The organism is Leptolyngbya sp. FACHB-60 (assembly GCF_014695775.1).
GTDB lineage: Bacteria > Cyanobacteriota > Cyanobacteriia > Phormidesmidales > Phormidesmidaceae > Nodosilinea.
The window spans coordinates 19097-38649 of record NZ_JACJOX010000027.1; the positions used below are offsets into that span (position 1 = coordinate 19097).

The following is a 19553-nucleotide window of genomic DNA, read 5'->3' on the forward strand; positions in this document are numbered from 1 at the left end:
TTTTCTGTCTGTATATACTTCGTACTGACAGCTAATCATAACGACTCTGCCTGGAGCAATGGGAGGTGGCTCGACCGCTCCGGGGCAATCTCGAACAGTCCGTGGGTTTAACAACCTGTTGTTTGATTCGTTAGTGCATATCCAAGGAGTTTAGAAGCGATTTCGTATGACTCAAGTCGTTGTAGGTGAAAACGAAGGCATTGAATCGGCCCTACGCCGCTTTAAGCGGCAGGTCTCAAAGGCCGGTGTTTTTTCAGAAGTCAAGCGTCGTCGCCACTTCGAGACGCCTCAAGAGAAGCAAAAGCGCAAAGCCGTCGCGCGTCGCAAGAAGCGCTTTCGTTAAGCCCCAGTTCGTGTAAGACACGGCAAGGCAACTACGATAAAAGAGGGATGCTGCTAGCCAGTGTCCCTCTTTTGTTGTGGGCGGTAGGAAGGGGCTAGGCGTCGGCGTTGGCGGTGACCAGGGTGAGCAGGGGGCCGATTTGCTCTTGGCCGCTGACCGCTAGTTCGCTATGACAGAGCACGACGCGATCGCTGACTCGCCCCAGCAGATCGCGCAAAATGCGCTCGGGGCGATCGCGGTGCAGTATTTCGATATCCTCAGTGGTCCAGGGGCGACCTCGGTACGAGCCCAAAAAGAGCGGATAGCCAAACAGCAGGTTGTCGGTACCAGCCAGCCAGCGGGGCGACCCGGCATCGATCCAAAAGTGCCAGCGGTGGCGTAGGCGTTGCAAGCGGTATTGGTACACCGTGGCGATGGTGATTACCTGAGCCGACTCTACCGGGTAGGGGTTGGCGGTCACGGTGCCCTGGCGCAGCAGCAGAATAAACCGCTCTAAGGAATTGCGGATCGGTTCAGCCGTTTTTTTGACCAGCATGGGCGTTACCTGACGCAGGCGATCGTCCACTGCCCAGTAGTGCTGAGCGGTTTCCATCAGCTCTCGCAGAGCGGCGAGCTGGTCGGCGGGCAGGTGGCTACCGCCCCAGTAAAAGGCTTGAATGGCGCGATCGAGTACGCTCAGCACCCCCGGAGTCAAGCGCTGCTGACGCTGCTGACGCTGCTGCTCGATCCACTGGCGCAGGCGACTGTAGGCTTCGGTGGCTTTGTAACCAAGCCGATCCCAGCGATCGAAGCGCTCTACCGGCAACAGTTCGGGCTGCTCTAGGCTGGGTTCAAAGCAGTGGTCAACCAGCAGCTCGGCCCGCACCGGGTCAATTTGCACAGCCTCAAACCAGGGACCGACCTCAGGGGCCTGGGGAATCTGGCTCAGCACCACCAGCATTTCGGCTACCTCCTCGGCAGTGGCCAGCCGACCCAAACCGGGATATACAAAGGTCAGCAGGGTGAGCAGCGATCGCACCAGCGGCGAGTGAATCACGGGGCGCTGGTCGCTGAGGGAAGCCACAGGCAGCCCGCGATCGCTGAGAATTTCAGCCAGGGTGTAACGGGCGATCGCATCTAAACCCGGTCCAATAATTGCAATGTCTTGGGGAGCCACTCCCTCATTCACCACCTCGACTACTCGCTCCGCCGTCTGGCGCAACAGCTCTCCCCGCGACACCGTTTGCAGGGTTTGAAAACAGGGTAGAGGTTCCGGTAGCGCTAGAGGATCCATCACCCACTCCACCACCTGATCGCCCCACTGGTAAGCCAAGGACTCGGTCGCCGGGATAGTCTGGTCGGTCACCTGGCACTGATCTCGGAGCTGTTCGAGGGCGTCAGGGTCTGCCCCTAGCCCCATCCGCACTTTGCCGTGGCGGTTCCAGGTAAGGGCCACGGCCCGATCGGCGTCGATGAATACCTGAATCCACTGAGCGGCGATCGCCGGATACTCATCCAGGTCATCGGCAAATATGCCGCCGTAACGGGCCAGCAGTTTCTCTTGGTAGAGGGGATGGGGCAGCAAATGCCGCCAGTAAAGCTCAGTCATTACCCCATAGGTGAGCAGACCCCGCGCCAGACACCAGTCGCGCCAGTCTACTAGCGCATTGCCAATGGCCTGCCACACCGCTTCGGGGGCAAAGCCTGGGGGAATGCCCTCCGGCAGCAGCACGGGCAGGTCTTCTGCCGGAATGCCGCCAGCGGCCGCCAGCTGCAAAAAATCGAGCGATCGCCGCACGATTTGGGCCTCTAGCCAGCCCTCCACCGCTAGGGTGCCATCTAAGATTTGCTGACGCCAATGCTCGGCGGCCAGCTCTTGCTCATTCTCAGGCCGCAGCCGCAGCGGAAACTGGGGCGACAGGCCCAGCTCGGCCACCAGCAGCGGCCAAAATAGGGTCACCTCATCCTGAATAAACCCGTTGGGCGTAGTCGTGACCGCCGCCACACCGGGGGCGACATCTCCCAGCCGTGCGGCCAGCCGCAGGCGGTTGTCGCCGTTGGCCGCAAAGATTAAGTGGCTCTGGCCAAGTTCTAGTAGCGCCGAAGTATCTGGGCGCAGCTGTTCCAGCAGCCAGGTGGTCTTGCCGCTGCCCGTTGCACCCTCAAGCCATTGGGGCGAGTTTGCCATGCTAACCCGAGGTAAACGCTATGTTTACTCTATCCCGACTCCAGATACAAGGCAGCCGAGGCAATAGACTGCCTCGGCTGCCGCTGAGATTCGTTTGCTGAACCGCAGAGATTTCTTAAGAGACAGAGATCGCCACCACCAACAACCCACCTATTAGAGCGAAGGCTAGACCACCCAAAATCAAATAGTTGCGCTTTTGGCTAGGGTCCGGGGGCTCAGCCTCATACATCTTAGGCTCAGTGGCAAAGTTGTTGAGGCGACCGCCCTCTTCGGTGGTGTAAGGCATAGCTATAATCCTTCTTAAAACTTGACTAACCTTAAGAGAAGGTTACCTGAATACAGCCTTTCTGGATACCCTCCGACTGATGGGGATCGCACTGTGCCACTAAGCTCCCGTTGACAGAGGCTGGCGCGGCACAAGGTCTAAAGGCAGCGGTTGACCCACGGTTGGGGCAAGCACTCGGGTCGAAAATCCCTGGGCTGCGATCGCCGCCTGTAGCGCTTGGGGATCACCCACCGTCTTGAGCCAGTTGATCAGCATTCCGCTATAGGTGACTGCGCCCGCATCAGCGGTGGGTAGCACAACCTGGGGCCGCAGCCAGTCCACCAGTTCTAAAGCCCCTTGCTGACCGCGAATGATTGGCCCCACCACGGGCAGGGTCAGATCGACCACCGGGGTAATCACCACATCCACTGGCCCTTCCGCCTTCAGCTCAGGCCGGTGAAAGCCGTGGGGTTCGTAGAACAGCGAGGCCCCAGCCTCACCGCAAGAAACGTCTCGCAGAATGTAGCCATTTTCAACCACCAGCGGTCCCACCGGAGAACCGGGGAGCGCTTTAATGGTCACCCGCTGGTTGAGGGTAAAGGTTTCGCCATGGCCAAGGGCGGTCACTTGGCTATAGCCAAGGCTCTCTGCCACCTTCGCCGCACTGGGCGAACCCACCACCGGAATGGCGCGATTGAGGGCCTTGAGGGTAGGGAGATGGGCGTGGTCTTCTAGCCCTTGGCTGAGCAAAATCAGGCCAATCGCCTCGGGTAGCGGCTGAGGCTGGGGATGCTCTCCCTTAAACAGCCAGGTTTGCTGACCAAACACCAGCTCTCCTACCAGCCAGGGGTCGACCAAAATGCGCTGCTCGCCCATGGTAATTAACCAAGAGTTGCTGTCGAGCCAGGTGACTTCCATCGCACGATTCTCTATAGAGCGCTATATCGCCTAGTGTAACGGATTCTTTACAAAATCCATGACCAACGAGCTAGGCGCAACCAGAGCAGGTGAAACAGTGCCAGGACAAGCTGCCATTTCAAGATTGCGCTTTAGGGCCGCTGGAGCATTGTTCTGCAAACGATCCCCGAAATTGTGCAAATGCGCTGATCCCCGTATAATCCATCTTGGTTTAAGAGTTGACGTTTGCTATCATTGCTTGCCGCCAATTTTGCCATGCCCCGTCTTTTGCCCAAGCCCTACACCGTGCTGATTACGGCAACGGGCAAGTCGCCTATCACCCTCCGGTTGCGCCCGGTGCCGCTGCTGGTAGGGCTAGCGGTGTTGGTAGGGCTACCCCTCGCCTGGATTAGCCTGTTGCTCTACCAAAACGTGAAGCTGGCCCAGCGCAATCAAAGTTTGTCTGAAACCGCCAGCGAAGTGCTCACCGAGCTAGATGCTATCGGCAACGAAATTGAGGTGCTCAAAAGTCGAGCTGGCTTACCCGAGCAAAGCCCCGAAAATACCCGCGTCCCTAACTCCAAGGCGGAGATTCCTCCCCGAGGCGGCGTGGCGGAGGAGGCTCCGGCTGAGGTCATGTTCGACAAGGCCCGCCGTCAACTGCCGAGTCTAGAGGTGATGCTGACTCGGGCCGTAAAGCCAGCCCTTGAGCAAACCCTGGAGGCCGAGGCCGAGCAGGCGGCAGCCTTCCCTAATGGCAAACCGATCGCGGGCAAGCCATCGATTTCCTCAGAGTTTGGTTTGCGCCCCAACCCCTTCGGTCAGCGGAGCTACGAAATGCACGAGGGCATCGACTTCGAAGGGCCAGTGGGCAAGCCCATTTTGGCCACCGCCGAGGGTGTGGTGGTGCGGGCCGACTACAACGGCGGCTACGGCAACCATGTCAGAATCGACCACGGCTACGACTACGAAACCCTCTACGGCCACCTGTCAAAGCTGGAGGTCAAGATTGGCGATCGCGTCCAGCGGGGCGATGTAGTGGGCTATCTGGGCAGCACCGGGCGTTCCTCTGGTCCTCACCTGCACTACAGCGTCTACCGCAACGGTCAGGCGGTGAATCCTCACTATTATTTGAAGCTGGCGGAAACTAATCAAGGAAACTAGATAGTAGGATCGGTAAAACTACCTGGGCCGACGCCGGCATTACCGATCTATGGGCAACACCTTTGGGGATTTATTTCGCATTACCACCTTTGGTGAATCCCACGGTGGTGGGGTGGGGGTGGTCATCGACGGCTGCCCACCCCGCCTAGAAATTTCCGCCGAGGAAATCCAGGCCGAACTCGATCGCCGTCGCCCCGGTCAGAGCAAAATTACCACTCCCCGCAAAGAGAGCGATCGCTGCGAAATTCTCTCTGGCGTCTTTGAGGGCAGAACCCTGGGCACACCCATCTCTATTCTGGTGCGCAACGAAAATACCCGCCCCCAAGACTATAGCGAGATGGTCACCGCCTATCGCCCCTCCCACGCCGATGCCACCTACGACGCTAAGTACGGCCTACGCAACTACCAGGGGGGCGGGCGATCGTCGGCGCGCGAAACCATTGGTCGGGTAGCGGCCGGGGCGATCGCCAAAAAGATCCTCCACCAGGTCACCGGCACCGAAATCATTGGCTACGTCAAGCGTATTCAGGATCTAGAGGGCAGCGTGGATCCCAACACCGTCACCCTAGAGCAGGTCGAGAGCAACATCGTTCGCTGCCCCGACCCGATCGCCGCCGAGCAGATGATCGACCGGGTCGAAGCCATCCGCGACCAGGGCGACTCCGTTGGCGGTGTGGTAGAGTGCGTGGCTCGAGGGGTCAAGGTCGGGCTGGGCTCCCCCGTGTTCGACAAGCTCGAAGCCGACCTGGCCAAGGGTGTCATGTCGCTTCCTGCCAGCAAAGGCTTTGAAATTGGCTCTGGGTTTGCAGGTACCCTGCTCACCGGCAGCGAGCACAACGACGAGTTCTACACCGACGAGGCGGGCACTCTGCGCACTCGCACCAATCGCTCCGGCGGCACCCAGGGGGGCATTTCCAATGGGGAAAACATCATCATTCGCGTTGCCTTTAAGCCCACCGCCACGATTCGCAAAGCCCAAAACACCGTCACCAACACTGGCGAAGCCACCGTGCTATCCGCCCGGGGCCGCCACGACCCCTGTGTGCTGCCCCGGGCCGTGCCCATGGTCGAGGCCATGGTGGCCTTGGTGCTGTGTGATCACCTGCTGCGCCACCACGGTCAGTGTGAGCTGTTTTAATTGAGGGCAGTTTTAAGGAGCTGATGCCAGACCATGAAAATCACCGGCCTTGATCAAGTACAGGAGGAGTCGGTTTCCCACAACCCGGCAATTAAAAAGCGGGTGCTGCTGCGATCGCACGACCTGCCCCATCTGACTAACTTTGCCCAGGCCCGCTTTGCCCCCGGCCAGGTCGCCCAGGGCCATAGCCACGCCGACATGGCTGAAGTGTTCTTTGTCGAAGCGGGCGATGGCACCATTACCGTCGACGGTCAAGCCTATCCACTGACTCCCGGCACCTGCATTGCGATCGAGCCCGGCGAATACCACGAAGTCGCCAATACCGGCGCTCAGGAACTCATCCTCACCTACTTCGGCATCCGCACTTAGCGATTGCTCCATAGCCAGTGAAGTCTGGGTTAGAAAAGCCGAAAATGTGAGGATTCAAGCCTGTCAGGCATTCTTCGCTCTTTTTTTTCGTTCTTTTGCTATAGCCACCAATCTCACCCCTCACCTCTCACCTCTCTGCGGATCCTGCCGCAAACACTCGCCCAATCACCTCCTCCACCGGCGGATCGCTGACGGTCAAATCCCGCACGTCTAAATCTCCCAGCAGCTGAGCGACAGTTTGAGTCAGGGTGTCGCGGTGCACAATTAGCCGGGCGGTGCAGCCCTCCAGGCTTTCTAATTCGCCGTAGCGGCTCAGGGTAGCCGCATCGCAGCCAGCGGCCAAATCTACGGTGACTTCTCGGTAGGGGGCAAAGCGATCGAGCAGCCCCTCTAGGCTGCCGTCATAAATTAACCGCCCCTGGTAAATTAGCAGCACGCGACGACACAGGGCAGTAATGTCGGCCATGTAGTGGCTAGTGAGCAAAATGGTGGCTTCGTAGCGACGGTTATAGTCGCGCAAAAATTCTCGCACCGCCACCTGGGCGTTAACGTCTAGTCCTAGAGTAGGCTCATCTAAAAACAAGACACGGGGACGGTGCAGCAGCGCCGCCATCATTTCGGCCTTCATGCGCTCACCGAGGGACAGCTTGCGCACAGGCTGAGTCAGCTTGTCCTGGAGGGCCAGCATCTCGGTGAGTTCGTCAATGCGATAGCGAAATTCTTTGTCAGAAAGACCATAGATAGCGCCATTAATGCGCAACGAATCTAGGGCAGGCAGGTCCCACAGCAGCTGCTGCTTTTGCCCCATAACCAGGGTAATATCCTGCAAAAACTCAGTTCGCCGCTGAAAAGGCACCTGATCACCAACTAGCACGGTGCCACCAGAGGGGTGAATCAGCCCGGTGAGCATCTTGAGGGTGGTGGTCTTGCCGGCACCATTCGGCCCCAAAAAACCCACCACCTCGCCGGGCTCAATGTGGAAGGAAATGGACTGCACTGCGTCTACCAAACGGTACTGACGACGCCAGAAATGCCTTAGCGTGCCCCCTAGCCCAGGCTCTTTGATGGCGATGGGATAGCGCTTGCTGAGCTGGTTGACATCAATGGTGGGCATAGCAGAACAGCGAATAGAGCAGCTGAACCCCAACTTGGGGCCTATGGCTTTCACTTTACCGCTAACCTTCTGCAGAAGCTGCGCGATCGCCAGACCAGTAGCCAGGTTAGCAAATTCACGCAGCCTGGCTACCCCTTAACCAAGTTCGCCCCAGCGCCTGCCCACCCGAGCATTACGGAGCGCAGAAAAGTAACTTCACCCAGGCTTAGCCCACCACCCGACGCAAAAAATGGAGGCGCTCGTTCAGCCCCATGGTGTTGATGCGGGCGAGCAGCGCCTTAGTTGCGGCTGAACCGTCTTGGCAAGTGGTTAAGGGCAGGCGGTTAGCGGGCATGAGGTTGAACAGGCGGTGCCAGAAGGCCAGCTTCATGTTCGCGTTGAGGGTTTGGTAAGCCTGCGTGAATCGGGTATCAGCCCCAGCGAGAATATCGCGCAAGATTGCCGCTTGATCGTCGCGGTCAACTTGCTGAATCTGGCCCAGCAGCTGTTGCACGGCTTGGGAGAAGAGCGCCACTGGAGCGATCGCCGCAAAAGCTTGCCCCAGGGTGTCGTAAATCTGCCAAAGCACAGCAATTTTGCAGTCTACATCGACTGATTCAAACGATTCAACGGCTTGCTCAAACTGAAGGCGAACGTCTATAGCGGTCATGGTAGGTTTCCTGTAAGGGCTTGTTATGGGGTTAGATAACAATGCGGCAGAACAGGTGAGGGCTCTGTCGCACAGTTTGCGATCGCTGGAGGGAGAATTTTAGCTCTGGCTAGTCAGATCTAAAACTGTGAATTTAAGGGTCAAAGCAGAAAAAAGGAAGAATAGGCCGTGTCAATTTAGCAGGGTTTAGCGTCTATTCATATTGATCCCTGAGGTTTTTGACTACAGGGTTTTTCTTCCAAGTTTCTTTTGATTTAAAGCATAACTAGGGTTGATGGCCGCGCCCACCCTCCCAAAGAGAGGGAAATCTTGGCTATTTAAGGGATTGTTGCCGAGCCGGAGCCATTGTCTTTTAATATTTAGTTACACAGCTAAGGTGCCCTTCCAGCAGTGTTAGCTAGCGCCTTTAGGGCTAATCTCGCTCAGGCCATTGCTTAGAGTGCTGTTCTCTAGAGTTATGAAGGCAATCTTGATGTTCAAACGCAAACCGGCTCCGCCATTGACCTATTTGAGTCAAAAAACTGAGTTTGAAGGGGTGCTCCACGCTGAGGGGATGCTGCGGGTAGACGGCGTAATTCACGGCACCGTAGACATCAAAGGTGATCTCGAGATCTCCTCTACGGGGTTGATCGAAGGCCCTGAGGTGAAGGCTCAAAACATTGTGGTGCAGGGAGTGCTGAAGGCTCGGGTGTTTGCTGAAGGCAAGCTCACTCTCAGCCGCACGGCCCGGTTAGAAGGTGATGTAGTGGCCGGAGCTTTAGAAATAGAGCCGGGTGCCTATTACACCGGATATATAGAGACCCGAGATGCCAAGTCACTGCCGCCAGTGCGTGAGGTGCCCGAGCTCTACGGCACGACTGAGCTTTAACTCAACTAGCGATTAGTGCCGCGCCGCTAATCGCGCATGATCCAGGTAGTCAACACCAGGGCTATGCCTCCTAGCACCCAGGGTGAAGGCGCTAATAGCTGGCTGATGTGGGTGAGGCTGTCGAATAGGCTGGCGATCGCCCACGTGGCCATCACGCAGATTATCAACATCACAGATTCCATCGCTGTGCCTCCTGCGGTCGTCACTAGATACGCTACTTATATTGGGCTGGTGTCAATGGAGACAGTTCAACTTCTGTCTATTATGACTACCGATCGCGGCGGTTACCGAGCACCATAGAATTGAACCGTAGGAGGCTGGGGCCATGACCATTAAGCATCAACGTCGTGGGGCACTGGCACTAGCAGCAGGACTTGCCGTGGGTCTGACATCAGCGCTACCCACCCTGGCCCAGCAGGCCAACTTTGATTCGTTTACGCTGTCGAGCGCTACCCCAACCGCCAGCGTCAGCGGTTTTACCAACGGGATTTCTGCGCTATCTAGTATTGCTGGGCGCGATCGCAACGGCACCATCTGCGCTGGGTTTGCCGACACCGCCCCCGATCACATCATGGTGTTGCAGCAAGATTTCGCCACCCTCACCCTTCAGGTCAACAGCGGCGGCAACGACACCAGCCTGCTCATTAAAGGGCCAGACAGCACCGTGCGCTGCGGCAGCGACACCGATCGCCGCAATCCTGATGCCCTTGTCCAAGACCAAAACTGGCCAACAGGTACCTACAGCATTTGGGTAGGCTCCCACCAGCAGGGGCAGCGCTACAACTATTCCCTCAATGCTAAGCCCTAGGTTTTGCCTGCTACGGCCATAGTGCTAGGCCGTAACGCCGACCCAGAGCAATCCACACCAGCGAAGGGTGTTGGTCAAGGACGTGGCCACGTTAGGATAGTGAAGCTGCAGTTAACTCTATTGCCTGTGCTCACCACCCTGATTGCCGATTTTCGCATCGTCTTCGAGCGTGACCCAGCGGCCCGCAACTGGCTAGAGGTACTCACCTGCTATCCTGGCCTGCATGCCCTAGGGCTGCATCGCTTCAGTCACTGGCTTTGGAACCTGGGCCTGCCCGTGGTGCCTCGCATCATTTCTCACCTAGCGCGGTTTCTCACCGGCATCGAAATTCACCCAGGGGCTACCATCGGCAAGGGCGTTTTCATCGACCATGGCATGGGGGTGGTGATTGGTGAAACCGCGATTATTGGTGACTACGCCCTGATCTACCAGGGCGTCACCCTAGGGGGAACTGGCAAGGAAGTTGGCAAGCGTCATCCCACCCTGGGCGACAACGTGGTCGTTGGAGCCGGTGCCAAGGTACTGGGCAATATTTATCTCGGCCACAATGTACGCATTGGTGCTGGTTCGGTAGTACTAAGAGAAGTACCCTCCGACTGCACTGTAGTCGGTGTACCCGGACGCATCGTGTATCGGGCTGGGGAGCGGGTAGAACCCCTAGAGCACGGCCGCCTACCGGACTCTGAAGCCCAAGTGATTCGCGCCCTGCTCGATCGCATTGAAGCGCTAGAAAAAGAAGTCCAGTCTCTAGGGCAAGTGCGCCGCGAACCTGTTTTAGTGGGTGCGGTTCGCGCTCAAGACGGAGTTTACTGCCGCTTGCAAGACCGCGTCCTCGAAGAATTTCTAGACGGTAGCGGTATTTAATCAAGCATCTCTATATTTCAGAACGAAAGTGTTATTGAACGTCAAGCAGGCCCAGCATCGTAACGCCGGGCCTGCTTGACGTTTATTTTGGATCCAAGTCTATTACGAAAACATGCTCCGTAATGACGCTGAGAAAATTTCCGCCAATCAATCTCAAATGTAAGGAATTGCTTACAAAATCTGGCGATCGAAACAGTAGATTTGCCTGAGTAATATTTAAACCAATTGGGACAAATTACACTCTGGGAAGTCCCGAAAAGCTGTGTGATTATCTCTATAAGAAAGAAAATATTAAGAAAGAGAGTAGTTTACTTGTTCTAGTAGGTCAGTTTTTGAGCGATCGCCTTTAGTTTTAGAGAGGGCGTTTTGGTTGCAGCTTAAGCATTTCAGCCGATTCGATCGTTTCTGCCAAAGTTAGGGTGGTACATCACCTGACATTGCAGTTAAAATTGAAAGGCCATGGCGGCGCTGAAGTATTTCTCTAGATAGAGGCGGCGGCGACCTGGGCCAACAGCACCAAGCCAGTGTCGTAAACGTCTAGGTGGCTAGGCACTTATCACTGGATTCTCCAAAAGTAGATCCACACTTTTTCGGAACTGTGGGCATCTATCGAAGGAGCTGTTAATCTGATCACAGTCTTTGTCTTTCAACTTTAAGGAGCACGAGGATCGCGGCATGACCCAAGCAAATCATCTGCTCGGCACCATCAACCCTGAAACTGAACTCGATCTACTGATCGACGGTAATGATAGTGACGAGAATTTTGTTGCCCAAGATGACGAGGCCGGCGCCGATGACAAAGCGCCGAAGGGGAAGGTAACCCGCCGCCGAGCTCAAACCAAAAAGCGCCACTACACCGAAGACTCTATTCGTCTCTATCTGCAAGAGATTGGCCGTATTCGCCTACTGCGGGCCGAAGAAGAAATTGAGCTAGCCCGTAAGATCGCCGACCTACTCAAGCTAGAGCGACTCCACGACGAGCTGTTCGACTCCCTTGAGCGCGATCCCTCTGATATTGAGTGGGCTGCTGCCGTCAGCCAAGACGAAGGCAAAGACTACACCCTAGCCAGTTTCCGCCACCGTCTGCACATTGGTCGCCGCGCCAAAGATAAAATGGTGCAGTCAAACCTGCGCTTGGTGGTGTCGATCGCCAAAAAGTATATGAACCGTGGCCTCTCCTTCCAAGACCTGATTCAGGAAGGCAGTCTGGGCCTGATTCGCGCCGCTGAGAAGTTTGACCACGAAAAGGGCTACAAGTTCTCGACCTACGCCACCTGGTGGATTCGTCAGGCCATCACCCGGGCGATCGCCGATCAGTCGCGCACTATTCGCCTGCCGGTGCACCTTTACGAGACCATCTCTCGTATCAAAAAGACCACCAAGCTGCTCTCCCAAGAACTTGGCCGCAAGCCCACCGAAGAAGAAATCGCCACTCGCATGGAAATGACCATCGAGAAGCTGCGGTTTATTGCCAAATCGGCCCAGCTGCCCATTTCCCTTGAGACTCCCATCGGTAAAGAAGAAGATTCTCGCCTGGGCGACTTTATCGAATCGGACGGCGAAACCCCTGAAGATCAAGTATCTAAGAGCCTTCTCCGGGAAGACCTGGAAAGCGTTCTGGGCACCCTCAGCCCCCGCGAGCGGGATGTGCTACGCCTACGTTACGGCCTCGACGATGGTCGGATGAAAACTCTGGAAGAAATTGGCCAGATTTTCAACGTTACCCGCGAGCGCATTCGCCAGATTGAAGCCAAGGCCCTGCGCAAGCTGCGTCACCCTAACCGCAACAGCATCCTGAAAGAGTACATTCGCTAGGGTCAACCTTAGTTCGGTTCTTTGGTTGAAGTATTAGAACAATACTGAACGAAACCAATAAAAAAGGCTGCCTGCAGGCAGCCTTTTTTATTGGTACGGCAATGGCTGCCCTGGCCAGGCTAATTCTAAGTTAGACACTAGCTAATTAATAGGGACAGATGGCCGTTGCTCCTGTGACGTAGCTGACTCGTATTGGATAATTGTCATCAGGTTCGGCATTAGTACTGACTTACCCAACGGTTTGTTGATAAAGTAGACAGATTGCCGCTCAGTTGGTACACTTGTTCCATGATATGATCCAATGCCGTGGCTAAATCTCTATGGAATCCTTAACAACTGCCCAACAAGAGCTCTACGACTGGCTGGTTGAATACATCCGGGCTAATCAGCACTCCCCCTCCATTCGCCAAATGATGCGGGCGATGAACCTGCGTTCTCCTGCACCCATTCAAAGTCGCCTAGAGCATCTCAAGAACAAGGGCTACATTGAGTGGAGCGAAGGGAAAGCGCGCACCATTCGCGTTCGGGATAATGTCCGTGGTGTGCCCATTCTTGGCACTATTGCCGCTGGTTTTGTCAACGAAGCGTTTACCGATACCGTTGAGCGTCTCGATCTCAACGGGCTGCCCATTCAGTCTGGCGATTATGCCCTTAAAGTCACTGGAGACAGCATGATCGAGGCCATGATTCAGGATGGGGATGTGGTGATTATGCGTCCGGTAAAAGATCCCCAAGGCATTCGTGAGGGGACCATTGTTGCAGCTCGGGTTGAGAACGGCACTACCCTCAAGTCATTTCATCGTCAGGGTAACCAGGTGCACCTCAAACCTGCCAACCCTAAGTACCCTGTTATGGAGTTTCCGGCAGACCTCGTAGACGTACAGGGTCGACTAGTGGCCGTGTGGCGCGGCATCGATCCAGACTTTACCGTCTGACGTTTTTCAAGCGATTAGTGCTCCTGGCCGCTGTTGTTAACCACAACAGCGGTTTTTTAATGGTTAGCAGTAAGTTTGTTCGAGCGGTTGTCTGCGGCAGGGTAGCTTCGGAGTCTGGTTCCGGTTCTGCCACGGGCGGGTGGTTGAGGCAGTACAGGCATTGCTCCAACGTCTCTCGTACCGACTCGTGGGTATATTGATCATCGGGGTGAGGGGGCTGCCCGGGCTGCTGAAAGTGGGGGCGGCTGTCGTAAATCTGGCCCCAGGCGACATCGGTTTGGCGCACCAGTTCGTAGAGGGTTACCGGCGATCGCAGCACCGTTACCAGCAAATCTTTCACCGCCTCGGCAGGGTGCCCCACGTATTGGCTGAGGCGGCGCTCATCATCCACCAGCCACTGTTCCAGCACCCGGTGCAGAGCGCCAGGGCCATCCACCAAAGATTCTTTCAGCGCTTGCTGGGCACCATGACTAGCCTGCACGAGCCGCGGAATTGGCGATTCCCCTTTCATGAAGTTGCCCGCTTCCTGGCCAATGGCGTCAGCTAGGGTAAACGGACGGCTGAGGCGCAATTCCTGCTGAATGTCGGGGGTGTCATCTGGGGAGGCAGAGGTCATGGGATGAGACTACAGGGAGCTTAGGATAAGTGCTTTTGCAGACGCTGAATCGTCTTGTACAGTTCGGGCAGACGACGGTATACCGCTGAGGCCTTAAGAGAGACTTTGTGGGGTAGAGCCGGCGAGCCGGTAACGATTTCGCCTGGGGCGACGTCGCCGTGGACGCCGGCTTGGGCAGTGGCGATCGCGCCGTCGCCAATCACGGCTTGGTTGGCAATGCCTACCTGCCCCGCCAAAATCACCCGGTTGCCGATGGTAACGCCCCCGGCCATGCCCACCTGACCGGCCATCACCACCCCTTCGCCCACCTGGCAGCCGTGGGCAATGTGTACCAGGTTGTCGAGCTTGGTGCCGCGCCCCACGCGAGTTGTGCCTACAGCAGGGCGATCGATGGTGGAGTTGCTGCCCACTCGCACGCCGTCCTCAATAATGACAATGCCTGACTGCTCCATTTTCTCCCAGCCATGGGGGGTAGGCACAAAGCCAAAGCCCTCAGCCCCAACCACCGCACCGCTGTGGATGGCGCAGTCAGCGCCGATTTGGGTGCGCTCGTGAATGGTGCAGTTGGCGTGCAGCACGGTGCGATCGCCCACCCGCACCTGGGGATAGAGCACCACGTTTGGGTGAACGCAGACCCCCTCTCCTAAGTAGGCTCCGGCTTGAATCACCGCATTGGCCCCAATGGAGACATTTTCGCCACAGGTGGCCGTGGGATCGATAACGGCAGTGGGGTGAATACCAGGGGCCGGCTGGTAGGGCGTATAGAACAGCGCAATGGCCCGCGCAAAGGCCAGGCGTGGGTCGGAGGTGCTGAGCCACGCGATGCCGCGTTCGGTGGCTTTGGCCTGCAACAGGGGATTCTGAGGCAAAATTAGGGCGCTGGCCTGAGTAGTACCCACAAAGTTGGCAAACTTGTCTCCCTCGATGTAGCTCAGCGTGCCGACCGAGGCCTGGTCGACGGCCGCTACCCCAGCAATATCAGGATCGTAGCCGGGGTTGGCAGTCAGACTAGAGGCAGCGGTAATCTGAATTTTGTCGGCAATGGTGCTGAACTTCATAGGAGCTGAGAGAAACGCAGTAAAACCAATCTGGCTTTTACGCTACCAGAAATGCGACGCATTCTACGTGGGGGGTCTGGGGAAAGAAGTCGGCGGGTTGGGCCTTGGTCAGGGTGTAACCGCCTTCATCCCGCAGAATTTTGAGGTCTCGAGCCAGGGTAGCGGGGTCACAGCTCATATAAACAATGCGGGGTGGACGAAGTTCGATCAGAGCATCGAGCACCGGGCGATCGCAACCTTTGCGGGGCGGATCAAGCACGACTATATCTAGCGGATCGTTCAGGCTGGCGGCAGCCTCAGCCAGCAATGCCCCGACATCCCCGGCACGAAATTCGACATTGTCAATACCGTTGAGCCCTGCGTTAGCTAAGCCCTGAGCCACAGCTTCTGCTTGAACCTCTAAGCCCATCACCCGCTTGGCCTGTTGAGCCAGAGGCAGAGTCAAGGTGCCCACACCGCAGTAAGCGTCGATGATGGTTTCGCTGCCGGTGAGCTGTAGCTCATCCAAAATAATCTGCAACACCTGTTCAGCCTGCTCGGTGTTGACCTGAAAGAACGTGGTGGCGTGAATGCGAAACCGCAGCCCGGCAAACACTTCTTCAATGTAGGGCACGCCGTCAATCACTAGGGTTTCGGCCCCAAAAATGGCGTTGGTCTTCTCGGGATTGAGGTTGACGCACACGCCGACGAGGTCAGGGTAACGCTCTCGCCACTCCTGGGCCTGCAATTCTATATCCTTGAGATTAGGCGCTGTGGATACCAGGGTCAGCAGCATCTGCCCGGTGCGGCGGCCTACCCGCAGCGACAGGTGGCGCAGCCTGCCCTGGTGCTTGCCCTCGCTGTAGATCGACCAGCCCCTCTCCTGAATGTCGCGCTTGATCTCAGCCAGCAGTGGGTTCAGACGCTCGTCCTGCACGGGGCACTGGTTGAGGTTAACCAACTTGTGGCTGCCCTGGCGAAAGTAGCCTGCCTTAACCTGACCTTCGGGCGATCGCCCTAGGGGATAGGTTGCCTTATTGCGGTAGCCTAGGGGAGCTTCAGACGCTAAAATCGGCAGCACATTGGGATTTTCAAAGCCACCTAGACGCGTAAAGGCATCGAGCACCTGCTGCTGTTTAGCCGCCAGCTGGGATGGGTAGCTGATGGACTGCCACTGACAACCGCCGCACTTGTCAGCCACGATGCAGGCTGCTCGAATGCGATCGGGAGAAGGGGTCAGCAACTGCCGCACCTTGGCCCGACCAAAGGTTTGCTTAGCCTGCACCAACCGGGCCCGCACCAGGTCGCCGGGTACGGTGTCGGGCACAAATACCACCCGATCCTGCCAGCGGCCGATGCCGTCGCCGCTGCTACTCAGGTCAGTAATTTCCAGATCAAGGGTTTCCCCCTGTTGCCACTGGTCCATGGCCGTACTCCTGCTGTGCTTGTGCTCATCTGCCTATCGACTGTAGCAAGGGAAACGACCGATGGGGGGACCCGTGACCTAACGAAACCCAACCCGTTGGCTAGAAAATAGGGGGAGAGCTTGACGGTGAACGATCTAAGCCCTAGGAAGTAAGGTTTGCGGCAGCACCCTGAACCCAGCGCTTTAACCTAAATCGATGGAGACGAACGGGTTCGTAGCTAATCTTCGTCGCGCAAAGCCTCTACAGTTTCAGCACTGAGTAGAGGTTTAAGCTGCGCCTGCACGGTTTCCGGTTGATTACCCCAAAGCATTTTACAAAAGGCACTTTTGCCCTGCTGGCTGGCCTGGTTAAAGACGCTGGCCAATTTTTCACAGTTGGTGGTATCGCCCATGGTGAAACCTGTCAAATGGTGATGTCAGCATACCGGCTCAAGGCGCTGTCGCATGTCCCTTGAAAGTAAGAGATAAAATGCCGTCCTCTCAGGAGAACGGCATTTCCAACAGCAGATGATTTACACCAGTGTTTTGCTCTTAGCGTCTAGCTCTCGGCGGAGATCAGCTCTCGACGCTGTTCGGACTGGATAACGACCTTGCCGGTGTCGTCCACATCGACGGTGGCGGTGTCGCCATCGCCCAAACGACCAGAGAGAATCTCCTCGGCGAGGGTGTCTTCGAGCAGTCGCATAATCGCCCGACGCAGCGGCCGCGCCCCGTAGCTGGGGTTGTAGCCTTCTTCCACTAAGCGCTCCTTGAAGCGCTCGGTGACCTGGAGGTGAATGTTCTTCTCGGTCAGTCGACCAAACACCTCCTTGAGCAGGATGTCGGAGATCTCCTTGACCTCGTCCTTGGTGAGCTGACGGAAGACGATGATCTCGTCGAGGCGGTTGAGGAACTCAGGCCGGAAGTACTGCTTGAGTTCTTCGTTCACTAGGGAGCGAATGCGGTTGTATTGCGACTCAGCTTGGTCTTGCTCAAACTCGAAGCCGAGGCCACCGCCACCCTTCTCAATGACTTTAGAACCAATGTTCGAGGTCATAATCAGCAGGGTGTTTTTGAAGTCAACCGTGCGACCCTTGGCATCGGTCAGGCGGCCGTCTTCTAGAATTTGCAGCAGCATGTTGAAGACATCAGGGTGAGCCTTCTCAATTTCGTCGAATAGCACCACAGTGTAGGGCCGACGACGCACAGCCTCGGTCAGCTGACCGCCTTCGTTGTAGCCCACATAGCCCGGAGGAGAGCCAATCAGCTTAGAAACCGTATGGCGCTCCATAAACTCGGACATATCCAGACGAATCATGGAGTCTTCGGAGCCGAAGAAGTAGGCGGCCAGAGATTTGGCAAGCTCGGTTTTACCAACCCCAGTAGGGCCGGAGAACACGAAGCTAGCGATCGGTCGGTTGGGGTTTTTAAGGCCTACCCGAGCGCGACGAATGGCTCGGGAAATGGCCCTCACCGCTTCGTCTTGGCCGATCAACCGCTGGTGCAGGGTATCTTCCATATGCAGCAGCTTCTCGGACTCGGACTCGGTGAGTTTGCTCACCGGCACCCCAGTCCAGGAGGCAACGATATGGGCGATGTCTTCTTCGCCTACCACGGGCATGTCTTCACCGCCAGCGTCTTCGTTGACCTTGTTCTGGGCGATCGCCCGGATCTCGGCCTTGATCTCCATCTCGCGATCGCGCAGCTCCCCAGCTTTATCAAAGTCCTGGGAACGCACAGCGTTGTCTTTGTCCTTGAGCACTTGGCGCAGTTCGCGATCGAGCTCCTTCGCCGCCGGAGGCAGCTGGGAATTGAGTAGACGAACGCGAGAGCCCGCCTCGTCGATCAAGTCGATGGCCTTGTCGGGCAGGAAGCGATCGGCGATATAGCGATCCGACAGCTTGGCGGCCGCCTCTAGGGCATCGTCAGAGATCTTCAGCTTGTGGTGCTGCTCGTAGCGATCGCGCAGACCGTGCAGAATCTCGATGGTTTCATCCACACTGGGCTCGCCCACCATCACCGGCTGAAAGCGGCGTTCGAGGGCAGCGTCGCGCTCGATGTGCTTGCGGTACTCATCTAGGGTGGTGGCCCCGATGCACTGGAGTTCGCCCCGCGCCAGGGCAGGCTTAAGGATGTTGGCAGCGTCGATCGCCCCCTCGGCAGCCCCCGCCCCAATCAGGGTGTGGACTTCGTCGATCACGAGGATGACATTGCCCGCAGTGCGGATCTCATCCATGATCTTTTTCAGACGCTCTTCAAACTCACCTCGGTACTTGGTACCGGCCACCAGCAGACCAATATCGAGGGTGACCACGCGGCGATCTTCAAGAATATCGGGCACGTCACCGTTGCCGATGCGCTGGGCTAGACCTTCGGCGATCGCCGTTTTACCCACACCAGGCTCACCAATTAGCACCGGGTTATTTTTGGTGCGGCGACCCAGAATTTGGATGACGCGCTCAATTTCCTTCTGACGACCGACCACCGGATCGAGCTTGCCATCGGCGGCCATTTGGGTCAGGTTAGAGCCAAATTCATCCAGAGTGGGGGTTTTAGTGCGCCCACCACTGCTTCCGGCAGACACCTCCGCCGTTTCACCCAGCATGCGAATTACCTGAGTGCGCACCTTAGACAGGTCAACCCCCAGATTTTCAAGAACGCGGGCCGCGACCCCCTCGCCTTCGCGGATCAGTCCCAGGAGCAGGTGCTCAGTGCCAATGTAGTTGTGGCCGAGCTGACGGGCCTCTTCCAGGGAGAGTTCAAGCACACGCTTGGCTCGGGGGGTAAAAGGAATCTCAACGGCCACAAAGCCGGAGCCACGACCAATGATCTTTTCAACTTCAATGCGCGCGTCCTTGAGGTTAACGCCCATTGACTTTAAGACCTTGGCGGCTACGCCCGTGCCTTCTCCAATTAACCCCAGGAGGATCTGCTCAGTACCCACAAAGTTGTGGCCGAGCCGACGAGCTTCCTCTTGAGCCAGCATGATGACCTTGATTGCTTTTTCTGTGAAGCGTTCAAACATGATGGTATTAATCACCTGGTGCGTGCCGGATAGGCAAATTCTAGCACAGCGATTTTTGTCAGTTGTGCCCTACT

The 19553-nt window shown here is 56.8% G+C and carries 20 protein-coding genes; 9 read left to right on the forward strand and 11 right to left on the reverse strand.

Annotated elements, in window-relative coordinates; all coding sequences use genetic code 11:
* The first annotated feature begins 166 nt into the window (after positions 1 to 166).
* Positions 167 to 343 carry a 30S ribosomal protein S21 gene (gene rpsU / locus H6F57_RS10830; protein WP_073606751.1) on the forward strand — a complete coding sequence of 59 codons (177 nt, stop codon included), beginning with the start codon at positions 167 to 169 and terminating at the stop codon, positions 341 to 343.
* A gap of 94 nt (positions 344 to 437) precedes the next feature.
* Here rpsU and H6F57_RS10835 read toward each other — a convergent pair whose 3' ends face one another.
* The 3 genes from H6F57_RS10835 to H6F57_RS10845 form a co-directional block, all read right to left on the reverse strand.
* A complete protein-coding gene (locus H6F57_RS10835; RefSeq protein WP_190630781.1) occupies positions 438 to 2510 on the reverse strand; it encodes a hypothetical protein in 2073 nt (690 codons plus the stop codon).
* A 115-nt stretch (positions 2511 to 2625) separates the two neighbouring features.
* A complete protein-coding gene (locus tag H6F57_RS10840; RefSeq protein ID WP_190630783.1) occupies positions 2626 to 2796 on the reverse strand; it encodes a ssl1498 family light-harvesting-like protein in 171 nt (56 codons plus the stop codon).
* A 99-nt stretch (positions 2797 to 2895) separates the two neighbouring features.
* Positions 2896 to 3693 carry an MBL fold metallo-hydrolase gene (locus H6F57_RS10845; protein ID WP_190630785.1) on the reverse strand — a complete coding sequence of 266 codons (798 nt, stop codon included), beginning with the start codon at positions 3691 to 3693 and terminating at the stop codon, positions 2896 to 2898.
* Between the two features lie 255 nt (positions 3694 to 3948).
* Between H6F57_RS10845 and H6F57_RS10850 the strand changes: the two genes are divergently transcribed.
* The 3 genes from H6F57_RS10850 to H6F57_RS10860 are packed head-to-tail and all read left to right on the forward strand — an operon-like array spanning position 3949 to position 6343.
* Positions 3949 to 4836, forward strand: coding sequence for a M23 family metallopeptidase (locus H6F57_RS10850; protein WP_190630787.1), 888 nt, complete (start codon positions 3949 to 3951; stop codon positions 4834 to 4836).
* 49 nt (positions 4837 to 4885) lie between these two features.
* Entirely contained in the window at positions 4886 to 5974 is a 1089-nt protein-coding gene (aroC, locus tag H6F57_RS10855; protein ID WP_190630789.1) for a chorismate synthase, read from the forward strand.
* A 33-nt stretch (positions 5975 to 6007) separates the two neighbouring features.
* Positions 6008 to 6343, forward strand: coding sequence for a cupin domain-containing protein (locus H6F57_RS10860; protein ID WP_190630790.1), 336 nt, complete (start codon positions 6008 to 6010; stop codon positions 6341 to 6343).
* A gap of 127 nt (positions 6344 to 6470) precedes the next feature.
* On the opposite strand, the gene H6F57_RS10865 is transcribed toward H6F57_RS10860, so the two are convergent.
* Entirely contained in the window at positions 6471 to 7457 is a 987-nt protein-coding gene (locus H6F57_RS10865; protein ID WP_190630792.1) for an ATP-binding cassette domain-containing protein, read from the reverse strand.
* 205 nt (positions 7458 to 7662) lie between these two features.
* The gene (locus tag H6F57_RS10870; protein WP_190630793.1) at positions 7663 to 8106 is read right to left on the reverse strand and encodes an orange carotenoid protein N-terminal domain-containing protein; all 444 of its coding nucleotides are present in this window, start codon (positions 8104 to 8106) and stop codon (positions 7663 to 7665) included.
* Between the two features lie 472 nt (positions 8107 to 8578).
* On the opposite strand from H6F57_RS10870, the gene H6F57_RS10875 reads away from it, so the two are divergent.
* The gene (locus H6F57_RS10875) at positions 8579 to 8974 is read left to right on the forward strand and encodes a polymer-forming cytoskeletal protein (protein ID WP_190630795.1); all 396 of its coding nucleotides are present in this window, start codon (positions 8579 to 8581) and stop codon (positions 8972 to 8974) included.
* Positions 8975 to 9000: 26 nt separating this feature from the next.
* Here the strand turns inward: H6F57_RS10875 and H6F57_RS10880 are convergent, their stop codons facing one another.
* Positions 9001 to 9156, reverse strand: coding sequence for a hypothetical protein (locus tag H6F57_RS10880; protein ID WP_190630797.1), 156 nt, complete (start codon positions 9154 to 9156; stop codon positions 9001 to 9003).
* Positions 9157 to 9299: 143 nt separating this feature from the next.
* On the opposite strand from H6F57_RS10880, the gene H6F57_RS10885 reads away from it, so the two are divergent.
* The 4 genes from H6F57_RS10885 (at position 9300) to lexA (ending at position 13396) form a co-directional block, all read left to right on the forward strand.
* Entirely contained in the window at positions 9300 to 9782 is a 483-nt protein-coding gene (locus H6F57_RS10885) for a hypothetical protein (RefSeq protein ID WP_190630798.1), read from the forward strand.
* Between the two features lie 126 nt (positions 9783 to 9908).
* The gene (gene cysE / locus H6F57_RS10890; protein ID WP_190630800.1) at positions 9909 to 10646 is read left to right on the forward strand and encodes a serine O-acetyltransferase; all 738 of its coding nucleotides are present in this window, start codon (positions 9909 to 9911) and stop codon (positions 10644 to 10646) included.
* Positions 10647 to 11321: 675 nt separating this feature from the next.
* Positions 11322 to 12461: an RNA polymerase sigma factor RpoD gene (gene rpoD, locus H6F57_RS10895; protein WP_073606743.1), complete on the forward strand. Its 1140-nt coding sequence runs from the start codon at positions 11322 to 11324 to the stop codon at positions 12459 to 12461.
* Between the two features lie 320 nt (positions 12462 to 12781).
* Positions 12782 to 13396, forward strand: coding sequence for a transcriptional repressor LexA (gene lexA, locus H6F57_RS10900; RefSeq protein ID WP_190630802.1), 615 nt, complete (start codon positions 12782 to 12784; stop codon positions 13394 to 13396).
* Here the strand turns inward: lexA and H6F57_RS10905 are convergent.
* The 5 genes from H6F57_RS10905 to H6F57_RS10925 form a co-directional block, all read right to left on the reverse strand.
* Positions 13386 to 14012: a hypothetical protein gene (locus H6F57_RS10905; RefSeq protein WP_199289958.1), complete on the reverse strand. Its 627-nt coding sequence runs from the start codon at positions 14010 to 14012 to the stop codon at positions 13386 to 13388. The genes lexA and H6F57_RS10905 overlap by 11 nt on opposite strands.
* Before the next feature lie 20 nt (positions 14013 to 14032).
* A complete protein-coding gene (gene lpxD / locus H6F57_RS10910) occupies positions 14033 to 15070 on the reverse strand; it encodes a UDP-3-O-(3-hydroxymyristoyl)glucosamine N-acyltransferase (protein WP_190630803.1) in 1038 nt (345 codons plus the stop codon).
* A gap of 37 nt (positions 15071 to 15107) precedes the next feature.
* Positions 15108 to 16475 carry a 23S rRNA (uracil(1939)-C(5))-methyltransferase RlmD gene (rlmD, locus tag H6F57_RS10915; RefSeq protein WP_190630805.1) on the reverse strand — a complete coding sequence of 456 codons (1368 nt, stop codon included), beginning with the start codon at positions 16473 to 16475 and terminating at the stop codon, positions 15108 to 15110.
* Between the two features lie 218 nt (positions 16476 to 16693).
* The gene (locus tag H6F57_RS10920; protein WP_190630807.1) at positions 16694 to 16867 is read right to left on the reverse strand and encodes a hypothetical protein; all 174 of its coding nucleotides are present in this window, start codon (positions 16865 to 16867) and stop codon (positions 16694 to 16696) included.
* A gap of 146 nt (positions 16868 to 17013) precedes the next feature.
* Positions 17014 to 19479 carry an ATP-dependent Clp protease ATP-binding subunit gene (locus tag H6F57_RS10925; protein ID WP_073607044.1) on the reverse strand — a complete coding sequence of 822 codons (2466 nt, stop codon included), beginning with the start codon at positions 19477 to 19479 and terminating at the stop codon, positions 17014 to 17016.
* Positions 19480 to 19553: the final 74 nt, after the last annotated feature.